A 20,056-nucleotide genomic window follows, 5' to 3' on the forward strand; every position below is an offset into this window, starting at 1 on the left:
TGGTGTTTGTTTTAATATTGTTGAGGCGGAGGTTTGTGTCAATGCTTGTCAGGGGTTTAATAGTAGTAATTTAAGTAATTTTAGATTGATCATTAAATAGTATTGGCTAATTACTTTGTAAAAGCCAACAGTAGAATTTGCAGCTTCCACAAAGCAATTTTTAGATTATCGCTTCTGTTGTTCTTATTTCTTCATCCACTATTTAGACATTATTATGTCTGTTCCATGGATCTGATAAACCTAGTGATTTTCTATTTGGATTCTCGCCACTATTCTCAGTGGGAAATTTTAAAAATATCAATGTCATTATTTTTGGTCCTTGAGTGCACCTTACTCCATTTGTCTTGATTCTGGCCAAGTCATGGAGCGGAAATGTTTATATTGACCCAATGTGGTCATTATATCGACCGACATCGCATTGGTCAACATATTGACCGTAAAATTCGTTGAAATAGCCTTTCTAGGGTGTGAATTGTCCCTCCTTTCCTAGACACCTCAAGACCCTCGCACTAGGCCCCTCAAGGAGGTGTCATGAGCAAGCCGTGTTTCCCCGAAGAGTTCAAGATTGAAGCGGTCAAACAGGTAACCGAGCGTGGTTACCCTGTGGCCGAAGTCTCCAGCCGCCTCGGCGTCTCTGCCCACAGCCTGTATCAATGGCTGAAACGCTACGACCCTAAGCGCATCCAACCAGCCGAACCTGCAGACCAGCAAGCCGAAATCCGACGTCTCAAGGCAGAGCTCAAACGGGTCACCGTCGTGTTATGTCGGTGCATCCCAGTGGCTACTACGCCTGGAAAGCGTCACCGTACTCACCGCGAGCTCGAGAAGACCAGCGCTTGCTGGGGCATATCAAGCAGGCCTGGCTCGAAAGTGGCGGTGTCTATGGCTATCGCAAGGTGCATGACGACATGCAGGCTCAGGGTAAGTGCTGCGGCAAACATCGCGTGGCTCGGCTGATGAAGCAGGAGGGATCACGTTTGCAGACTGGCTACCATCGCCGTCCTGGGCATTACAGTGGCCGCCCGGCAGTGGTGGCACCTAACCACCTGCAACGCAGGTTCACCGTGAATGAACCGAATAAAGCTTGGGTGACCGACATCACTTATATCCGCACGCATGAGGGGTGGTTGTACCTGGCGGTGGTACTGGACCTGTTCTCACGGCAGGTGATTGGCTGGTCGATGCAGTCACGTATCGATAGAGAGCTGGTGCTGAATGCCCTGTTGATGGCGGTATGGCGACGTCAGCCCAAGCAGGAGGTACTGGTGCATTCCGACCAAGGAAGTCAGTTCAGTAGCTACGATTGGCAGGACTTCTTGAAAGCTCATCGCTTGGTGCCCAGCATGAGTCGGCGCGGGAACTGCCACGACAATGCCGTGGCGGAGAGTTTCTTCCAGTCGCTGAAGCGTGAGGGTATCAAGCGCAAAACCTATCACGACAGGGAAGAGGCCCGTCGTGACATCTTCGATTACATCGAGATGTTCTACAACCGGAAACGCCGGCATGGTTCCGCAAACGGGCTATCGCCGGTAGAGTTTGAGAAGCAATATTTCCAACGGCTCAAGAGTGTCTAGAGAAGCCGGGGCGATTCAAGTTTCTGGTCGTCGAGACGATGCTTGAAAACAAGATCGCCATAGAGGTCCTGTGAAATAGTGGAAATCGCACTATTACGTTGAGAGTTAGTGCGCCATCTGGTGGGCAAAGGACTTAGTGAATGTCGATCATTGCGTCTGGCAGGCATCAGTCTCGGCCCATTCTGTTATCAGTCCGCCACGGAATGTAATGCAGGCCTTAAATTGCAGATCTTCGCGCTCGCAGAACCTCACCGTCGCTACGGTGTCCGCAGGATCTTTCTAAAGCTCTAGAAAAGCTATGTATGACTCATACCATCTGCCCCGCGTTGCCGAATGTTTACGAGAATTAGCCTATACTATTTCTATTTCAGTTATTGCCAAGTGTTGGTATTCAACTTCGATCGCAATGATACTACAGACCCAATAATAATTAGCGCTGGAGATGTAATTTTGTTGCATGATATCAAGTTGGGTAATGTGTCTAATGTTCCTGTTAACATACGTTGTTTGGGGGTAGTTGCCCATTGGATGACTGCTGCTGGTGTATTAGAAGGTTTACCGTGCTTTATCAAGCCAGTACAAAGTTGAGAAACCGTAGTTAATCCCATATAGACAACCACAGTCTGATTGGGGCGGGCTAGGCTTGGCCAATCAAAATCAGTACTACAATTAGTATTGTGGCCCGTGACAAATGTTACTGACTGGGCATGGTCCTGATGAGTCAAGGGTATGCCTGCATAACTAGCGGCACCATTGGCTGATGTTATCCCAGGGACTACCTCAAACGAAATATTGTTTTTGGCTAAAGTTTCAATCTCTTCCCCGCCGCGACCAAAAATAAAAGGATCACCACCTTTAAGACGAAGTACTCGTTTTCCAGCCTTGGCTAATGTTACTAATAAATCGCTTATATCTTCCTGTGGTAGGGTACAATTGTTACATACTTTTCCAACATAAATGCGCTCAGCATCCCGGCGAACCAGCTCTAGTAGTTCAGGTGTTACCAATTTATCATATAGAACTACATCAGCCTGTTGCATCAGCCGCAAGGCACGGAATGTAAGTAGGTCAGGGTTTCCAGGGCCAGCTCCCACCAAATATACTGTACCAATCGGTTTAAAGTCTTTATTTGCTAATTGTTTTTCCATTTCTTTAACTGCCACTGCATCATGACCATTCATAACTGCTTCTGCTATCGGGCCCTCCAGTACTGATTCCCAGAAAGTACGTCTTGCTGCCACATCATTAAACTGTACTTTCACCTGATCACGGAAACGAGCAGAAAATTCTGCAAGTAATCCAAAGCTAGCAGGAATAATGCTTTCTAACTTGGCGCGAATCAGTCTAGTAAGTACTGGTACGTTGCCAGCAGAGGAAATCGCGATTACTAATGGAGAACGGTCTACAATGGCTGGGGTGATATAAGTAGAAATTTCCGGATCATCGACAACGTTTACAAGGATATTATGTTTCTGGGCTATATCTGAAACATGTTTATTTACTTTGCGCTTATTCGTGGCTGCAATGACTAGTCGCATGCCACTGACCATTTGATCAGTAAAGCAACCCTTGTGCCATTGCAACTGCTCATGAAGCACCATTGACGCAAGTTCTTCTGTCAATGTAGGAGCAACGATTGTTATCTGAGCACCAGCAGCTTTAAGAAGGCGAACTTTGTTTAGTGCACTAGTTCCACCTCCTACGACCAAACATGTAGAATTTTTTAAAGATAGAAAAGCTGGGAAATATTGCATTGGAATGTTTCTTATGAGTTGGATGTAATTTTTCTAATAATGGCAATGGCTGTATCTGGTAGTGTATATTTTAATGCAAGATTAATCCCGTTTTCGTCCATTTTTTTAAGTGTTTTTTTGAAAATTTGTATCGATTTGTCTTCTCCTTGCGTATTGATTAATTGCTCAGATTGGTAAAGCAGGAAGCTAATGCATAGTGCATTTTCGATGGTTTGGGTATCTTCATTTAATTTTATTTTTTGTTTTAAGATAATTTCTATAGTCTTGTTGATTATTTCTTCCGGTATATTATTATTACCAAGTATTTTTTTTGAAACTTCGGCGTGATGAATTTTAAGCTTGTTTCGCCATGTGATGTAGCCTATCTTATCGTTGGAGAATAATTCCCTTTTTATTTCCCATCGACCAATGTGCTGACAGTGAGATGCAAGCAGTAGCGGTGTGGACGGCGATGAATTAAGTTCTAGTGTGATTCTGTTCAATTCCTTTGCCATGAATAGCTCAGTGGGGTAGGCTATTTTATTTATAACGATAATGTTTGGATCTCTGGAATTATACTGTTCAAAGTCTTGGATAGATTTTTGAATTTTAAGCTGCATAAGTCTTTCCATTGTGTTATTTGTTTTAACAAGAATGTTTTCATTTTTTATTTATATGGTTGCCAGTATTTGTACTTTTTAATTTGCCTTTCACTTGTGTTTTGTTGAGAGAAATTTTCAGAAGTGATAAATTAATTTTGTTAGGATTTTATAGCTGATTATCTTTATTTTCATCAATTAGAGATAGCATTGCATTCCCGATGGTAGAGTTATTCTGGGAGAGTAATGCATTGGCAGCTCCCTCGATGTCATTAATGACTTCATCTTGGCCGAGTTTGTTTTTTCCGATGAGCTCTGTTATTTCAATTTCTATGCCAACAATTCTTTTTAATAAATCATCTAGGTAATCCCTAGGTGCGTCGGACATTTTCCATGGATTAGGTTTGTCAGCTTCTAATTGCTTGGTTAGTCTTCCAACAATTCCTCTAATCTCTTTTTCATTCCGTAAGAATTTAATTTTTCCTCGTGCATGAACAACTATGTAATTCCAGGTTGGGACTTGTTTGTGATTTACCCACTTTGTTGGATACCAATTGGGGGAAATGTATGCATTTCCTGATGAGAAAATAACTAAGACATCATCGTCATTTTCTATTGCTTGATGTAGCTCATTTTTTATGGAGATGTGTGCCCTTAAAGTTCCAAGCTTATTTTCTTTGGCATCAATAAGAAATGGAATGTGATTGGCGATTAGACCATTCTTGGTGTTTGTTATCAAAATGCCCAATGGATTATTTATAATACATGAGTGCATTTCTTCTACATTTTCCTGCTTAAAATGATTTGGTATATACATTATGATCATCCCAAAGAAAAAGTGACCATCTTATTTTGGTGGTCACTTTCATGGAAAGCTAAGCAATCGGTTGAATTAATTGGATGTGAATTTTCGCTTCCGGCATTATTACTCTGAGTGCCGTCACTAGTTCCTGTCCAGCCTTTTCTACTGCTGTTAAAGGCATTGCTGGAAGAGTTTCCAGAATAAACCACATTAGCTTTGCATCTGCCCCAAGTCGAGTTCGGAGGCCTTGCCTCCAATTCCAACGTCGACATGTAACCGCTATGTCATCTTTCCAGACCACTTCACCTGGGTCGGGAGACTCATTTGTTGGTTTGCCTTCTTTAATTGTGTCAAACAATTCGGTCCCATCAGCAATAGTCAAGAAGGGGGTGCCAGCATAAGCCGCTATATTTTCACCTCCTACTGGTACGGCATATTTGATGCTTATCGCATTGTAGACATCAACAATTGGATCAATGCTAGTGAGGGTTCCGTCTTTTATTACTCTTTTACGGAGTGCTTCTGCGGAACATGGTGTTCTTTGAGGCTTTGCACCAAATTGGCGAAAGACTTCTGCCCATGCTTGCATGTGAGCCTCCCCCCATGAACAGCCTCCTGCAACAACAAATTCACAAGATTCTTTGAGAATGTCTTTGGCATGGTCAGGGTTCTCTATCGGTCCTGCTTCGACTGTGATGCTTAGTGCTCGAAACCCTGGTGCGATGGACAAAATTCGAGGATCGATTGACGGATGTACGATATGCATATCAGAATCCTTTGGTGATTGACATCATTCATAGTATTCAAAAATGACCAAAAAAGTCAATATTTCGACCACTGTTGGTGCGGATGTGGCGCATGTAAGCCAAGCGGTTGCAGGCCGTTTGAAAGAGTTTCGCAAGCATAAGAAGCTAACTTTAGACGAACTATCTAAGCGATCTGGCGTTAGTAAGGGTATGCTTGTCGAGATCGAAAAAGGCTATGCAAATCCTAGCATTGCCATTTTGTGCAAGATATCTGCCTCGTTGGGCGTCTCTGTTGCGGATTTTGTCAATGTCTCGAGTAGGCCTACTATAAATATAGTTGGGCCAGAGGGCATTCCAACCCTTTGGAATGGTCCGCATGGAGGGTCTGCAAAGCTTCTTGCAGGTACTACAGGTCCAAGTATGATTGAACTATGGCGATGGCATATGTTGCCTGGTGAATCATATGAATCGAGTGGGCACCCAAGCGGGACATACGAGTTGATACATGTTCTTGAAGGGGAACTTCACCTGCAGGTCGGTGAAAATGATTTGACTATACCTTGCGGCTCATCTGCGATTGCTAAAACAGAAGATAGTCATTCTTATAGCTGCCTTACTGATAAGCCGGTAATTTTCATGATGGCAGTTTCTGAATTGCATTAGCTGGCCTATAGCCACTCGTACCTCCTTCTTTGCTCTAAAGTGAAACGAGTGCTAGTAGCTCACCCGGCAGGTTATCGCTACATAGAGGCCTGGGGCTGTGGGTGATACTCACTGCCTTTGGTGAGAATCGCCCACATGACCCGGGCCAGCTTCTTGGCCAGCGCACACACCACGATGTTTGAGTGACATCGTCTCATAAGGCCTACCGTCCACTGTGCCATTGCGCTGCTCCAGCGTTCGGCATGCAGCATGATGATCTGAGCGCATTACACTAACTGTCGTCACAGTACTTTGTCGCCTTATTTACTGATGCCCAACAAGGTGGGCCGCCCGCCAGTCGAGTGTTGACGAGGCACCAACCCCAGTGAGGCAGCAAACTGGCGGGCATTTCCATAGCCCTTGGCATTACTGGCATCAGCGGCCAGTTGACTGGCAGTGATCGGTCCTACTCTAGGAATGGTCATGAGGCGGCCTGCCACATCGTTATTTTTTGCATCCGCAGCAATTTCATTATCAAGTTTTTCGATGAGTTGGCTCAGATAGTGGTAATGCTCAAACTGCCGTCCCAGCGTACGTTTGGCTGACACGGGCAAGTCAGTGTGCGAATCCTGCAAAAATACCGGCACTTGTTTGATTCCCCGACTGCCTACTGGCAGAGCAATGGGCTTTGTTGCACAAATCAGTTAAAGGGCGAGCCGCCCCAATCCCCAGGCGGACTTGTCTCATGCGGACCGTTTGCGGTGTGCCCAAGGCTGGAAAGCGATTTAGAATCGTTGTACAGATTTTAAGCTCCGCCACCTGCCGGTCAAAGTTCCGCGACTTGACGCAGTCTGGCAGCAATTTGAAATAGTGTATCTTCGTTTCGACCAAGCTGCGGCGATGGTAGCCACTCCACTTTTCCTGAGTGTGCGCCCCAGATACTTCACCGAGCGTAGCGATTCATTACGAGCCTGATTGCCCTGTGAATTCCCTTTCCAGAATTGGCCATTTCGACCTGGGGGAATGATGGCTGCCGCCCCGTGCTCTGCAATCGTTGCGTGACATAGGTGTGTGTCGTACGCTCCATCCGTGGTCATCGTCACCAGTCCCTCTGCCGCCGGAATTTGCGATAGCAGCTCTGGCAGCATCGTGGCATCGCCGGTGCGATTGTCGGTCACTTCCATTACTCGGATTTCCAGCGTTTGCGCATCAATTCCCAGATGCAGCTTGCGCCATTGGCGGCGGTAGTCAGTGCCATGCTTTTTCACCTTCCATTCGCTTTCACCCATCATCTTGATGCCGGTGCTATCCATTAGCAGATGCAAGCAACCTTGTTTTTTCTGCACCGGAATGCACACTTGCAGGTCCTTCTGGCGGTGGGAAAGTGTACTGAAGTCGGGGACGGCCCAGTCAAGCCCAGCCAGGCGCAGCATGCTTTCGACGATACCGGTGGCTTGCCGTAGCGCCAGGCCAAACAGGCATTTGATGGTGAGACAGAACTGGATGGCAGCATCGGAGAAAGTGGGCTGCCGTCCCCGTTTGCTGGTAGCCGGTAGCCGGAGCCAACCAGTTCATGCCTTTGTCGAGCCAGAGAAGGAGTTGCCCGCGTGTTTGAGGGACTGGTTGTAGGACTGCGAGTTGATAGTTTGGTACTTGGGGGGGAGGGGCTTGCTCATGCTGTCATTCTACCGGATGGGTGCAAGCCCTGATTTGTGCAACAAAGTCACTGGTTCTCTGACCACCCCGCTTAGCGGGGTGGTTTTTGTGGCTTAAGGAAAACCTTAGTTACTAGATATTAAAAATCAATTCTTGATGATGTATCGAAAGTAAAATATTTAGGGAGAATACGGTCAGTTAGCTATTAATTGCATCGTGAATTGCTAATTTCAATTTATCAATTATCCATGGGGCATCACTTTCTGGAGTGTTGGCAAATCCTATAACTAATCCATTTAAATCTTTTCTGGAGATTGCGTAAGTTGAAAGTGCGGGGGTGTTAATTCCATAGGAAAGCGCGAATTGAGAGACTTTTACATCGGATACATTTTTTTTAAGATTTGCAATGAAGTGTAAGCCAGCACCATGGTCAACAACATCTACTAAATAATTTATTTTCCTTAGCTCATTTGCAAGTGCAATTCTTCGTGAGTTATAAATTTCTTTTAATTTTCTGACGTGACTTGCTAGATAGCCACCATCTATAAAGCTGCATAGTATCGCCTGCGTTTCAATGGCAACATGTCTGTCACAAACAACACGTGCAGCTACAAATGCATTTATTAGATCTTTGGGTACAACTAAATATCCTATACGTAACGCCGGCGCAAGAATTTTACTGAAGGTACCTAGATAAATAACACGACCAATAGTGTCTAAGGTATGCAATGAACTCACAGGATCACCTAAATATCTAAATTCACCATCGTAATCATCTTCTAATATCCATGCGTCTGCGTTGTCAGCCCACCGTAGAATTGCATTTCGACGTGATAGGGTTTGAGTAGAGCCTAAAGGATAATGGTGAGAAGGAGTAACCATTGCAAGCTTAGCATTACCAGAAATTAACTCTCCTGTGATAGTATCCAAGCCCCCACTATCCACTGGAATGGGAATAATTTTGGCGCCACTTGAAGAAAGTGCATTGCGACCTGAAATATAGCCAGGATCTTCAACCCAGACACTATCACCAGGATCTAAGAGAACTCGCGCGGTCGTATCAATACCGGCCTGTGAGCCTGCAACAATTAATACTTGAGTTGGGTCGCAGAAAACTCCACGTGCTGCTGCAAGGTAAGTTGATATTGCTTTTCTAAGGGGGAAATACCCACCAGGATCACCATAAGGGAGAAGCTCTTTGGGTTCAGATCTCCAAAAACGACTTGATAAACGTGCCCAAATATCAAATGGAAATTGGTCAAGAGCTGGTAATCCCGGAGTTAAAGGTAATTCAGAATCTGCTATAAATCCTATTGTCGAATTCAATGCGCGCTGACCTCGGCTTGAGGGCATTCTTTGTGTATCGCTTTCGGTCTCTAATAGTTTTAAGCTGTTATTAATGTGCGCTACAAAAGTACCTGATCCCCTACGTGTTTCCAAAAGACCTTCAGCATGTAATTTTTCATATGAAATAGAGACAGTATTTCTCGAAATTCCGAGATCTAAGGCTAGCTCTCTTGTTGGTTTTAGGCGAGTTCCCGGTTGCATTTTTCCTGATGTAATCATGTCCCTAAAATGAGAAACAAGTTGCTCTTGCAGTGGGATTTTTCCTTCGCGCTCGAGTGAAAAATTACTCCAAATTGGATAGGTTGGATTATGTTTCAATTTAGCAGCCTAAAGTGGACTCACTGTTTAATAAAAAGTGGAGCTACATGTACTAGTTATAGTAGATTAAAATATTATAAATAGAAATAGTTATATCTAATTGCGTGATAAGTATAACGCAAATATATTTCAGTAAATTATTAATTATATTAAAATTAAGGAGTTTCTATGTTTTATGGGTTGAGTGCTTTCCCCTTGTCTCCATTGCGAGATGGTAAAGTTGATGAAAAATCATTTTTGAAGATTCTTAATCGTTTAGTAACTACAAAAGTTGACTCAATTGGTGTTCTTGGGTCGACGGGGAGTTATATGTATCTTTCAAAAGATGAAAGAAGAAAGATTCTTGAACTTAGCATGGATGCTGCTGGTGACATTCCTGTAATTGCGGGTATAGGTGGTTTAACTACACGTGATGTTTTGAATTTTGCTGAAGATGCACAAAAACATGGAGCTAGTGCTGTGCTACTCGCCCCAGTTTCGTATCAATCTTTAACAGAAAATGAAGTATATGAGATGTACAAGTCAGTAACTAGCTCACTATCAGTTCCATTGTGTATATATGATAATCCTGGAACAACACATTTCGAATTTAGTGATTTGCTATATAGTAAGATATCATCTTTGCCACAAGTTGGAGCTATAAAAATACCAGGAATTTCTTTAGATATTGAAGCAGCTAAATTGAGGATGGCTACTATCCGGAAGTTTGTTACCGCTGACGTTAAAATAGGGATAAGTGGTGATTCATGTGCGGCAATAGGACTGACTGCTGGCTGTGATCTTTGGTTTTCAGTTATAGGTGGATTATTTCCTGAAATTGCACTTGGTATAGCTAAGGCTATACGCAGTGGAAATGTAGCTGAGGGGCTTAGTATATCTTCAAGTTTAAGTAAGTTGTGGGCGATGTTTGATAAGTATGGTGGAAGCTTGCGAGTAATTTCTGCTGCTGCTGAGTTGATTGGTGTTGCTGGTGAAAACTCATTGCCATTACCTATATTGCCAATTAGTAAGTCTGATCGAGTATATTTGATGGATATACTCAATGAGTTGAATGTTGTTAAATAATTTAACAAATGCCAATTGCTAATTGGCATTATTTTAGTTAAAATTCGTATGGAAAATAAATTATGAATGTAACATTGCTAACATTGTTTGTTGTTTATATGACAGTCATGATTACCCCGGGGCCAAATTTTATGGTGGTGGCTCAAACATCTACAATTTATGGTTGGAAAAATGGAATTCTTACCGCAACAGGAGTTTCTGCTGGTAGTTCAATATTGGCGATACTTGCAATTACTGGAGTTACTTCATTCTTATTAAAATACAGTACTATTTATATAAGCGTAAAATTGCTTGGAATATCATACCTTTTGTATATTTCATATCGTTTTTTTATGCAAGGCAGAAATTGTGCTTCTTTGGAAGCTAATAATTCTTTAGTGGAGCCGGTAAATTCATTTAGTCATGGATTGTTGACTAACTTAACCAATCCGAAGGCTTTAATGTTTTTCATAACCGTTTTTACATCTATTTTAGATTTATCAACAACATATGCTCTTAAAATTAAATGCATTGCTATGATCAGTTTGTGTTCATTTGTGTGGCACTTTTTTTTGGCGATTGTTTTCTCATTAAAAATGATAAGAAAAATATTTAGTAAGAATTTCGGATATGTTTGTTATGGATCTTCGGTAATCATATTTATTTTTTCTATTTTATTGGTCAGAACGATTTTTTAAGAGAAATTTACACCTTACTTAACAGTGAAGGTGGGTTTTGATTTTTGTCAAGTATTATGAAGTGTGCTCATGATTAATGAGAAACTGTATCTTTTTTTGTTGTCGAAACTGTTATTGAATACCTGGTAATTTTCTGAGTAAGCTTATGCGGGTGTAAGTAATTTTCTCTATTAAGTTATCTGTGAATATTTATTTAAAAATTTTATAATATTTGCTTTTATATTTTAATTCTCCTATAGAGTGCTTTCTATTGAAATTAATGCCATTTCATCTGAAAGAAAATCAGAATTGATTTCTTTAGTAAATGAGGATTGTGGTGCGTGCCATTGCGGACTATTGAAAAGGGGGGGGCTCCATTAAATGGACAATCTTTGATATTAAAAACAGCTAATGAAATTATTGCCACCATTCTGAATGGAGTCTATTGAACACCTATGCCTTCTTGGAGGCCGTATGAACCGCCCCGGTTTCCGTGGAGGCTATTTGGTTAAGTCCTGCCGACAAGACTGCCTGATTGGCACGTTGCTGGTAGTAGTTTGCCTCAGCTTCCGCTGGTGGAATATAACCGATTGGGGCCAGCAACTGATTATGGTTGAACCACGAAACCCATTCCAGCGTGGCAATTTCCAGTGATTCCTTGCTCTTCCATAGGGCGCGTCGATGGATCAACTCCGCCTTGTACAAACCATTGATCGTCTCGGCCAAAGCGTTATCGTAGCTGACCCCTTTATTCCCCACCGAGGGCTCAATACCCGCCTCCGCGAGACGCTCACTGTAACGTATGGAGCCGTACTGAGAACTACGATCCGAGTAATGGATAAGCGCGCCCTCTCGCTCGGGCTGACGGGCCCGCAAGGCCTGCTCCAGTGCATCCAGTACGAAGTCCGTATGTATTGAACTACTCACACGCCAACCAACGATCCGACAGGCAAATACATCAATGACAAAGGCCACATACTGCCAGCCTTGCCATGTCGAAACATAGGCAAAGTCAGAGACCCAGAGCTGGTTCGGACGATCAGCCTTGAATTGACGATTGCCCCGATCCTGCGGACAGGGTGCCGCCTGGTTGCTGATAGTCGTACGCATCACCTTGCCGCGGATGACACCGCGCAGACTTTGGCGACGCATGAGCCTCTCGACGGTGCAGGATGCCACCACCACACCTTCCCGGTTTAGTTGTCGCCAGACTTTGTCAGCACCATAGACCTGCAGTTTAGCCTGCCACACCCGCTCAATCAGCGGGATTAAGATGCGGTCACGCCGAGCGCTGACAACAAGTCCGGATTATGCCGTTGTGCCGCATAACGACGATAGCCTGACGGGGCGACCTGCAAGACCGTGCAGATCGGCTCGACCCCGAAGGACTCCCTGTGTGCGGCGAGAAGGGCCCTCAGGACTTGAGTCGGCGGTAGAGCTCCGCCTGGGCGAAAAACGTGCTCGCTAGTTTCTGAATCTCGTTGGCGCGGCGCAGTTCTTTAAATTCGCGCTCCAGTTCCTTGAGGCGCTGCTTCTCTGCAGTCGTGGGGCCGGTGCGCAGCCCGGTATTGCGTTCATGCTGCCGGAGCCAGCCATGCAAGGTCGGGGAAGCACAGCCGATCTTGGCGGTAATGGATTCAATAGCAGACCACTCGGAGGGGTATTCGCCTTGACTCTCCAGCACCATGCGCACGGCGCGCTCATGAACTTCCGGGGAGTACTTGATGGGTTTCTTCATGGCTCCATTCTCTCAAGAGTTGGAGCCTCCACCAAACCCGGGCCGGTTCAGTTTTGCCCCTTTTCTATTTACTAGTCTGTCCTGAATAATATTCAGCGATTGATTTAATTGTTACGTCATCAAGCGATGCTGCCATGTTATTCATAATGGGATCTTGGCGGCGTCCTTCTCTAAAATCTTTAAGTTGCTTCACAATATAGGTTGATTTTTGACTAGCCAAATTTGGATAGTTTTCCATGGTACTTACTCCACCTGTCCCGTGGCAGGCAACACAAAGTGTCGTTGCAATTGACTGTCCTTTCGATAGAGAGTTATCTGCAGATGCATAGCATGAAATGCTCAGCAATACGATGCTAATTATGTATTTCATAATATTACTCCATTAGTTTTTTGTAAAATCGTAGCCGAGTGGTTTTTCAGTCGCACCTTTAAGCCCACCCCACAAAACACGAGCATGTGCAAAGGTCCCAGCTGGAGCGCCAATTCTGTAATCAGCAACTACGTTAAATGTTTTAGAGTCAAATATTTTCAAGTGATCGCCCATGTATCCAGCTGCAATATAGAGATACTTACCGTCACGAGTATATTCAGGATAGTTTGTATTTCCACCAACATGAATTTTTCTAACTACTTCTAGAGTGGTTTTGTCAATTAGCTCAATGAAGCCATCATCTGTAATGTCAACGACAATGTATGGAGCATTCGGGTGGATCGCTACTGATGCTGTGGAGTTACTTGTCTTAATTTGCTTAACAAGAGAAAAGTCTTTACCATCCCATACTGTAACAACAGTTCCCTTGCTACAAACACCACCATTGGCAGAAATATAAAGTTCTTTTCCATTATTACTTTTAAGCATACCGCCAGAGCCTACATGTGGATTACATCCTGCAGGAATATCGGCAACTTTTTTCTTTTCCTTAAAATCAATTACAACAATTTTGTCATTGGGTTTGCGATCGGTGAGGAATAGGTAACGTTGGTCTGCTGAGGTAAATGCATCATATAGCCAAGTTGATTTTTCACCAGGCAATTTTGTATTAATTTTAGTCACAGGCATGTCTGGTTTATTTGGATCAATAAGCCAGACTTCGCCTAGGGTCCGGGCTGCGACTGAAAACTGATTGCCAACAGCAGAAGCAGTCACAGATGCAGAATAAGATGATATTTCCTTCCCACTCGCATCTGTGCCTTTCAAGTAATATTGTTTGACAGGCTCTAGAGTATCTGCATTAAGAATCATTACAGCACCCGGAACGATTGAGCCAGCTGCAATCCATTTCCCATCCCATGACACTGCCATAAATGGCCCTGAGATTGCTGTCTTTACTTTCCTGACCGCCTTCATTGTATAAAGATCGATTTTATAAATTTCAGAAGTGTCAGTTTTTACATAAGCCCATCTTGGATTAGTAGGGTGGTATCGTAAAATATGAGGTGCTTTAACAGTTTCAATCTCTGCAACTTTTTTATTTGTCTTTCCGTCAAAGAAAAATATTTTTGATTCTGGCGCTTGAGCATGACGTCCTCTCCCCATTACCGCCATCAAATCCATGACGTCAGACTTATAGATAGGAGCATTTGGAAGCGTTTTTTCATCAACTAGAATTTCAAGTGATTTCTTTGCATCTTCTAGCGTGAAATCTAAATTTTCTGGATTAGTTGTGCGGATGAGTTCTGCAATTGAGCTGATTTCATCTTCACTAAGCTTTCCAACCCATGGAGGCATTAGTGTCCCTGGAATACCTGTCTTAATCATTGTGCTAACTGCAGAATTTGATAGCGCTCCCAGTTGCTCCTTCGAGAGTTGGGGAACGAATCTTGTACCAACCCGGCCACCCTGGTGACAGCCTGCACAGTTATCCATATACAATTTTTTTGCATCAATGCTTTCTGCGCTTGAAACTGCTGAATAGAGTACTGCAATACTTAGTGCTAGTATTTGTATTTTACTTTTCATGTGAGCTACTCCTAAGTTACGGGTTACCTGCAGTCGTATCATACAGACAGTATTTGCATTGAAATGGATACGGATTCTAGTTGCAATATGGGTACACTTTGATTGATTTGATGCAGATCAAATTCAATATTTTCGTATTTTAATTATAAAAATTAAGTTATTTCATGCATGATTTTAAATGTTTCATGAGTGCTGAGCCGAGATTGTCGATTTCGTTTAGTGATACTCCACCATATCCAATTACTAGTATTTTTTTAAAGTTACTATTGATTTTGCAATTTGAGATCATTTCGACAGTGTAGATAATAATATTTTCGTCAAGCAACTTGCTCAGTAGGAGATCAGTATCTATAGTTGATGATGACAAGTCCCAATTTAAGTATGTTCCTGAGTTATATCCAGTCAATGTTCCGCCGCAATTTTCTAAGATATTAATTAATTTATTTCTTTTTGTGAGTAACTCTCTTCTTAGTATTTTGTAGTGTTTGTCATATGCGTTGGTGGTTAATAAGTTTGCTAGAATATTCTGATTTATAATTGAATTACTTGCGGTAATTAAACTTTTAATGGATGCTATTTTTGTTATTATATCTTTGTTTGCGATTATATATCCAATTCTATATGCTGGGCCTAGTGTGCTGGTAAATGAGTTTATATGAATTGTATTGTTTGGTATTAGGGAGATAAATGATGCTGGTGTCGTGTATTGATAAAGAGGATCTGTATCATAATAATTTTCAATTATTAAAGAACCACTGGCCGATACTGATTCGGCTATTCTGACTTTATCAACTTCACTTATGGAGTGACCTAACGGGAACTGTTTTGCAGGGGTTGTAAAGATTGTTGCTGATCCTGCGGTATTTATTGTAGAAATATAGCTTTCAACGTCACTGCTATCGCAGTGTATTGAATTAATGTTCAATAGTTTAAATAAATTTTCTAAACCAATGTAGCCAGGTTTTTCAGAAATGAAATTGGTATGATCTGACTTGGTTAAGTGGGTTATAAGTGTAAGTGATTCTTGTGAGCCACTTGTTATTAAAATTTGTCTCTCATCACAAATGATGTTATTTTTATAGTGAACTAATTTAGCAATTTCTCTTCGCAGACTTAAATTGCCGCAAGGATCAGCATAGTTCTTTAAATCTTCACCAGTGACTGGGATGTGGTTATTTGTAATTTTGTTAAGGGTCGCAATAAAATCTACCTCCATTTTTATTTCGCCGATTCGAAAGTCAATTTTACTATTTACTTTAATATTCTTGCTTCTGCCAAGACTGTCATTCATGTGTATTTTTAATTTTCTAAATTCATTATTCTTCGTTACTCTCCTTGAATTAGTGATGATTGGTAGCTCTGTTGCAACTGTTGCCGCTTTTCCCGTTGTGGTTTCTATATAGCCTTCTAGTATCAGTTGTTGGTAGGTATGTATTACTGTGTTTATCGATATTCCCAATTGGGCGGATAGTTTTCTTATCGATGGCAGCTTGTCGCCTGGATTAATTTTATTATTTACGATTAGCTCTTGTATTATTTTAAATAATTGGTCATGCAGCTTTTGTTTTGAATTTCTTAATATTCTACTTGGCAATAAATATGTTTCGAAGTTCATATTGTAGCTTTCAATTAAAAAAAAGGGTGCTCGAGGCACCCTTTAACATATAAACAGAGGAAATGTTCATAAGAGAACAAGAGTATTATCCCGCTAAGAAAAATATGACGGTAGTGCCAATTTTACCTTGTTGTTAGATCCAGTTTTCGTGGGGTAAGTGTTGTCGATGCATTTTTTTTACATCAATTAATCGTCATTTCTTTGTTCTAAAATTAATAATTTATTATGCGGCGTTGATGTTATGCACGCTGGTAGCTATACAAATCAATTGCATGACTTATTTTTGGCTTTGTTAATGGTATGGACGCTCCCCCCTGACCGGCTTGCCCGGTGAGATAGTCGATGTGTCACTTACAAAGGAGCCCACCATGACAATCAAGACCATTGGCCTGGATCTAGCCAAACAAGTCTTCCAGGTTCATGCCGTCGATGAGCGCGGTCAGGTTGTAATGAAGAAACAGCTTGCGCGTGCAAAACTGGCTGCTTTCTTTGCCAACCTCCCACCTTGCCTGGTCGGTATGGAGGCTTGTTCGAGCGCGCATTTCTGGGCTATCAAGCTGGCCAGGTTTGGACATGATGTTCGCCTGATGGCCCCCCAATTCGTTAAGCCTTACGTCAAAGGTAGTAAGACCGACCATGTGGATGCCGAGGCGATTTGCGAAGCAGTACAGCGGCCAAGCATGCGGTTTGTCCCTATCAAACAACCGGAGCAGCAAGCTCTTTTGGCACTACACCGTGCAAGACAGGGATTCGTGAAAGCCAGAACCGCTCAGGCTAACCAGTTACGTGGCTTGCTGGCTGAGTTTGGCATCATCATTCCCCAAGGCATTTCCAAGCTGTTCCAGCAGTTGCCAATACTCATGGAGGATGCCGAGCATGGTTTGCCAGGCATGATGCGTGAGCTGGTATGCAGATTGGCAGCGCATTTGCGCTTGCTCGACAGCCAAGCCAAGGAGTTGGAGCAACGTATCGAACAATGGCATCGCCAATCCGAATCATCACGCCGGTTGGCCGCAATTCCTGGCATAGGACCGATTACAGCGACAGCATTGGTTGCTAGCGTCGGGAATGCACATGCATTCGAGAATGGGCGTCAACTTGCTGCCTGGCTTGGACTGGTTCCCAGGCAACACTCCAGTGGCGGTAAGCCCGTACTGCTTGGTATTAGTAAACGAGGAGATGTGTATCTGCGAACGCTGTTAATTCATGGTGCGCGAGCGGTCATCGCGCACGCAGAACATCGTATCCAGGATGGTACGAACTGGCTGAGTCGCCTGCTGAGCAGGCGTAATCGTAATGTGGCGACAGTCGCATTGGCCAACAAGAATGCACGGATAGTATGGACATTGCTGACCAGTGGCCGCGATTTCGAGTCAGGGCATCTTTCATTCCCGGCAGTAGCATGATTTGAACAGATAGACATACGAAGATTTACCCACCGATTGCCGCAGCGATCATGCAGTGATGGCGAGACAGGTCAGACCGTAGCTGAGTAAACCTGCTTGTGCTTGGCACCTCGAGTGCACTTTGTTGTTCAGGTCTTGGCTAGCGGAATTCCATCAGGGACAGAGATACGTTGTCTCATTAAAGTCCGGATATATGGCTGCAATCGACTCTGACTCATTACCCCTCATGAGCGCTTGGCAAAATGGGAGCGTCCATATATGCACAAATCAGCAGCAGCTCGAACTACCCCCATCTCCAGACGGACTTATCCCATGCGGACCGTTTGCGGTGTGCCCAAGGCTGGAAAGCGATTTAGAATCGTTGTACAGATTTTAAGCTCCGCCACCTGCCGGTCAAAGTTCCGCGACTTGACGCAGTCTGGCAGCAATTTGAAATAGTGTATCTTCGTTTCGACCAAGCTGCGGCGATGGTAGCCACTCCACTTTTCCAGAGTGTGCGCCCCAGATACTTCACCGAGCGTAGCGATTCATTACGAGCCTGATTGCCCTGTGAATTCCCTTTCCAGAATTGGCCATTTCGACCTGGGGGAATGATGGCTGCCGCCCCGTGCTCTGCAATCGTTGCGTGACATAGGTGTGTGTCGTACGCTCCATCCGTGGTCATCGTCACCAGTCCCTCTGCCGCCGGAATTTGCGATAGCAGCTCTGGCAGCATCGTGGCATCGCCGGTGCGATTGTCGGTCACTTCCATTACTCGGATTTCCAGCGTTTGCGCATCAATTCCCAGATGCAGCTTGCGCCATTGGCGGCGGTAGTCAGTGCCATGCTTTTTCACCTTCCATTCGCTTTCACCCATCATCTTGATGCCGGTGCTATCCATTAGCAGATGCAAGCAACCTTGTTTTTTCTGCACCGGAATGCACACTTGCAGGTCCTTCTGGCGGTGGGAAAGTGTACTGAAGTCGGGGACGGCCCAGTCAAGCCCAGCCAGGCGCAGCATGCTTTCGACGATACCGGTGGCTTGCCGTAGCGCCAGGCCAAACAGGCATTTGATGGTGAGACAGAACTGGATGGCAGCATCGGAGAAAGTGGGCTGCCGTCCCCGTTTGCTGGTAGCCGGTAGCCGGAGCCAACCAGTTCATGCCTTTGTCGAGCCAGAGAAGGAGTTGCCCGTGTGTTTGAGGGACTGGTTGTAGGACTGCGAGTTGATAGTTTGGTACTTGGGGGGGAGGGGCTTGCTCATGCGGTCATTCTACTGGACGGGCGTAAGCCCTGATTTGTGTAACACAGCTCTTCGGATATGCCAATTTAAAATGCGGGCCTTACATCTGTAATATTTCATACAGCCAATTATGGTTCATGCCTCTATAAAATTTGCATTAATTTTCCGACCAATCTGTGACATTTAGCGATAGTTATTCGATATAATCCAGCCTTACAGTCGAGAGTGTGACAAAATTTTACAAAATATTGGCCACTTCAATATGTCTTGCGTAGCAACCTTTCATTGCGATGATCTTCTATGCGTATGGTTTAATGGGGTACAGTAGCCTTGGTGCTGTCATGCTTGATGTGTTGGTGAATGAGGTTGTTTTCAGGTCAATGCGTCCAGATGTAAATTCGATCATCTAAATTTTTTTGTTAAAGTAATTATTTTCCAGTAGACTGAAATGCATAAGATCCCTCGCTACGGAGAATAAGATGAATTTGTCTGAACTGAGCTTTACCCAACTGCAAGAACTGCACGTAAAAGTTACTGAGGCCATCGAACGGCAACAGGCTGCCGTTAAGGCAGATGCAAAGAAACAGATCCTTGAGCTCGCTAAGGCATATGGCCTGAGCCTGGATGAAGTCTTGATCAAATCTGCTCCGGCGGCTCGTAAAACCGTTGAAGCCAAGTATCGTAATCCGAACGATGCTTCGCAAACCTGGACCGGCCGTGGTCGTAAGCCGGCATGGGTTCAAGCACAGCTGGATGAAGGATTTAGCCTGGAAGATCTGGCAATCTGATTTTTGGCTACATTAAAAAAGAGCGCTTCTACGTAAGCGCTCTTTTTGCATTCAGCCAAAGAAATACTTCGTCTGAGTACTTATAGACTGTTAACAGGCTGTTGAAATATTGGCACCTCGAGCACCGATCAGCGACGATACTGACAAATACTCAAGCCGTAAGGATGCAAGATGCGTGGAGCGGACGGT

General features: G+C 43.8%; 13 protein-coding genes, 5 pseudogenes and 1 other annotated feature. Of the genes and pseudogenes, 6 read left to right on the forward strand and 12 right to left on the reverse strand.

Annotated elements, in window-relative coordinates; genetic code table 11:
* The first annotated feature begins 531 nt into the window (after window positions 1-531).
* Window positions 532-1,574, forward strand: a pseudogene (locus HWX34_RS12820) (IS3 family transposase).
* 371 nt (window positions 1,575-1,945) lie between these two features.
* Here HWX34_RS12820 and cysG read toward each other — a convergent pair.
* The 4 genes from cysG to HWX34_RS12840 form a co-directional block, all read right to left on the reverse strand.
* Window positions 1,946-3,328: a siroheme synthase CysG gene (cysG, locus tag HWX34_RS12825; protein WP_178972611.1), complete on the reverse strand. Its 1,383-nt coding sequence runs from the start codon at window positions 3,326-3,328 to the stop codon at window positions 1,946-1,948.
* A gap of 11 nt (window positions 3,329-3,339) precedes the next feature.
* Window positions 3,340-3,927 (reverse strand): DUF4202 domain-containing protein, encoded by a 588-nt coding sequence (locus tag HWX34_RS12830; RefSeq protein ID WP_178972612.1) that lies wholly within the window; start codon window positions 3,925-3,927, stop codon window positions 3,340-3,342.
* A gap of 148 nt (window positions 3,928-4,075) precedes the next feature.
* Window positions 4,076-4,723 (reverse strand): FMN-binding negative transcriptional regulator, encoded by a 648-nt coding sequence (locus HWX34_RS12835; protein WP_178972613.1) that lies wholly within the window; start codon window positions 4,721-4,723, stop codon window positions 4,076-4,078.
* 58 nt (window positions 4,724-4,781) lie between these two features.
* Window positions 4,782-5,474, reverse strand: coding sequence for a B3/4 domain-containing protein (locus tag HWX34_RS12840; protein WP_178972614.1), 693 nt, complete (start codon window positions 5,472-5,474; stop codon window positions 4,782-4,784).
* A gap of 43 nt (window positions 5,475-5,517) precedes the next feature.
* Here HWX34_RS12840 and HWX34_RS12845 point away from each other — a divergent pair, with 43 nt between their 5' ends.
* Window positions 5,518-6,117 carry a helix-turn-helix transcriptional regulator gene (locus HWX34_RS12845; RefSeq protein WP_178972615.1) on the forward strand — a complete coding sequence of 200 codons (600 nt, stop codon included), beginning with the start codon at window positions 5,518-5,520 and terminating at the stop codon, window positions 6,115-6,117.
* A gap of 77 nt (window positions 6,118-6,194) precedes the next feature.
* On the opposite strand, the pseudogene HWX34_RS21340 reads toward HWX34_RS12845, so the two are convergent.
* The 3 genes and pseudogenes from HWX34_RS21340 to HWX34_RS12860 form a co-directional block, all read right to left on the reverse strand.
* Window positions 6,195-6,779, reverse strand: a pseudogene (locus tag HWX34_RS21340) (transposase); the annotation flags it as partial.
* 67 nt (window positions 6,780-6,846) lie between these two features.
* Window positions 6,847-7,772 (reverse strand): annotated as a pseudogene (locus HWX34_RS12855) (IS5 family transposase); the annotation flags it as partial.
* Window positions 7,773-7,950: 178 nt separating this feature from the next.
* Window positions 7,951-9,417, reverse strand: coding sequence for a PLP-dependent aminotransferase family protein (locus HWX34_RS12860; RefSeq protein WP_178972617.1), 1,467 nt, complete (start codon window positions 9,415-9,417; stop codon window positions 7,951-7,953).
* Window positions 9,418-9,585: 168 nt separating this feature from the next.
* Between HWX34_RS12860 and HWX34_RS12865 the strand changes: the two genes are divergently transcribed.
* Both HWX34_RS12865 and HWX34_RS12870 read left to right on the forward strand, forming a co-directional pair.
* The gene (locus tag HWX34_RS12865; protein WP_178972618.1) at window positions 9,586-10,482 is read left to right on the forward strand and encodes a dihydrodipicolinate synthase family protein; all 897 of its coding nucleotides are present in this window, start codon (window positions 9,586-9,588) and stop codon (window positions 10,480-10,482) included.
* A 62-nt stretch (window positions 10,483-10,544) separates the two neighbouring features.
* Complete coding sequence (locus tag HWX34_RS12870) at window positions 10,545-11,159, forward strand: LysE family translocator (RefSeq protein ID WP_178972619.1); 615 nt, start codon at window positions 10,545-10,547, stop codon at window positions 11,157-11,159.
* A 432-nt stretch (window positions 11,160-11,591) separates the two neighbouring features.
* On the opposite strand, the pseudogene HWX34_RS12875 reads toward HWX34_RS12870, so the two are convergent.
* From HWX34_RS12875 to HWX34_RS12890, 4 genes and pseudogenes are all read right to left on the reverse strand, one after another.
* Window positions 11,592-12,876 (reverse strand): annotated as a pseudogene (locus tag HWX34_RS12875) (IS3 family transposase).
* Window positions 12,482-12,598: a sequence feature (AL1L pseudoknot), on the reverse strand. Its footprint overlaps the pseudogene before it by 117 nt.
* Before the next feature lie 64 nt (window positions 12,877-12,940).
* Entirely contained in the window at window positions 12,941-13,246 is a 306-nt protein-coding gene (locus tag HWX34_RS12880) for a cytochrome c (protein WP_178972620.1), read from the reverse strand.
* Between the two features lie 12 nt (window positions 13,247-13,258).
* Window positions 13,259-14,836, reverse strand: a complete 1,578-nt coding sequence (locus HWX34_RS12885) for a nitrite reductase (RefSeq protein ID WP_178972621.1) — start codon at window positions 14,834-14,836, stop codon at window positions 13,259-13,261.
* A gap of 157 nt (window positions 14,837-14,993) precedes the next feature.
* Entirely contained in the window at window positions 14,994-16,451 is a 1,458-nt protein-coding gene (locus HWX34_RS12890) for a PLP-dependent aminotransferase family protein (protein WP_178972622.1), read from the reverse strand.
* Between the two features lie 368 nt (window positions 16,452-16,819).
* Between HWX34_RS12890 and HWX34_RS12895 the strand changes: the two genes are divergently transcribed.
* Window positions 16,820-17,857 carry an IS110 family transposase gene (locus HWX34_RS12895; RefSeq protein ID WP_178972623.1) on the forward strand — a complete coding sequence of 346 codons (1,038 nt, stop codon included), beginning with the start codon at window positions 16,820-16,822 and terminating at the stop codon, window positions 17,855-17,857.
* Window positions 17,858-18,162: 305 nt separating this feature from the next.
* Here HWX34_RS12895 and HWX34_RS12900 read toward each other — a convergent pair.
* Window positions 18,163-19,100: pseudogene (locus HWX34_RS12900) on the reverse strand (IS5 family transposase).
* A gap of 458 nt (window positions 19,101-19,558) precedes the next feature.
* Between HWX34_RS12900 and HWX34_RS12905 the strand changes: the two are divergent.
* Window positions 19,559-19,867: an H-NS family nucleoid-associated regulatory protein gene (locus HWX34_RS12905; RefSeq protein ID WP_178972624.1), complete on the forward strand. Its 309-nt coding sequence runs from the start codon at window positions 19,559-19,561 to the stop codon at window positions 19,865-19,867.
* The last annotated feature ends 189 nt before the right edge of the window (window positions 19,868-20,056 follow it).

Origin of the sequence: Aquitalea sp. LB_tupeE, assembly GCF_013391415.1 — a bacterium.
Classification (GTDB): Bacteria; Pseudomonadota; Gammaproteobacteria; order Burkholderiales; family Chromobacteriaceae; genus Aquitalea.

Excerpts from the sequence above, each read along its gene's own strand:
- cysG (WP_178972611.1), bottom strand. The coding sequence starts at position 3,328 with ATGCAATATTTCCCAGCTTTTCTATCTTTAAAAAATTCTACATGTTTG.
- HWX34_RS12830 (WP_178972612.1), bottom strand. The coding sequence starts at position 3,927 with ATGCAGCTTAAAATTCAAAAATCTATCCAAGACTTTGAACAGTATAAT.
- HWX34_RS12835 (WP_178972613.1), bottom strand. The coding sequence starts at position 4,723 with ATGTATATACCAAATCATTTTAAGCAGGAAAATGTAGAAGAAATGCAC.
- HWX34_RS12840 (WP_178972614.1), bottom strand. The coding sequence starts at position 5,474 with ATGCATATCGTACATCCGTCAATCGATCCTCGAATTTTGTCCATCGCA.
- HWX34_RS12845 (WP_178972615.1), top strand. The coding sequence starts at position 5,518 with ATGACCAAAAAAGTCAATATTTCGACCACTGTTGGTGCGGATGTGGCG.
- HWX34_RS12865 (WP_178972618.1), top strand. The coding sequence starts at position 9,586 with ATGTTTTATGGGTTGAGTGCTTTCCCCTTGTCTCCATTGCGAGATGGT.
- HWX34_RS12870 (WP_178972619.1), top strand. The coding sequence starts at position 10,545 with ATGAATGTAACATTGCTAACATTGTTTGTTGTTTATATGACAGTCATG.
- HWX34_RS12880 (WP_178972620.1), bottom strand. The coding sequence starts at position 13,246 with ATGAAATACATAATTAGCATCGTATTGCTGAGCATTTCATGCTATGCA.
- HWX34_RS12885 (WP_178972621.1), bottom strand. The coding sequence starts at position 14,836 with ATGAAAAGTAAAATACAAATACTAGCACTAAGTATTGCAGTACTCTAT.
- HWX34_RS12890 (WP_178972622.1), bottom strand. The coding sequence starts at position 16,451 with ATGAACTTCGAAACATATTTATTGCCAAGTAGAATATTAAGAAATTCA.
- HWX34_RS12895 (WP_178972623.1), top strand. The coding sequence starts at position 16,820 with ATGACAATCAAGACCATTGGCCTGGATCTAGCCAAACAAGTCTTCCAG.
- HWX34_RS12905 (WP_178972624.1), top strand. The coding sequence starts at position 19,559 with ATGAATTTGTCTGAACTGAGCTTTACCCAACTGCAAGAACTGCACGTA.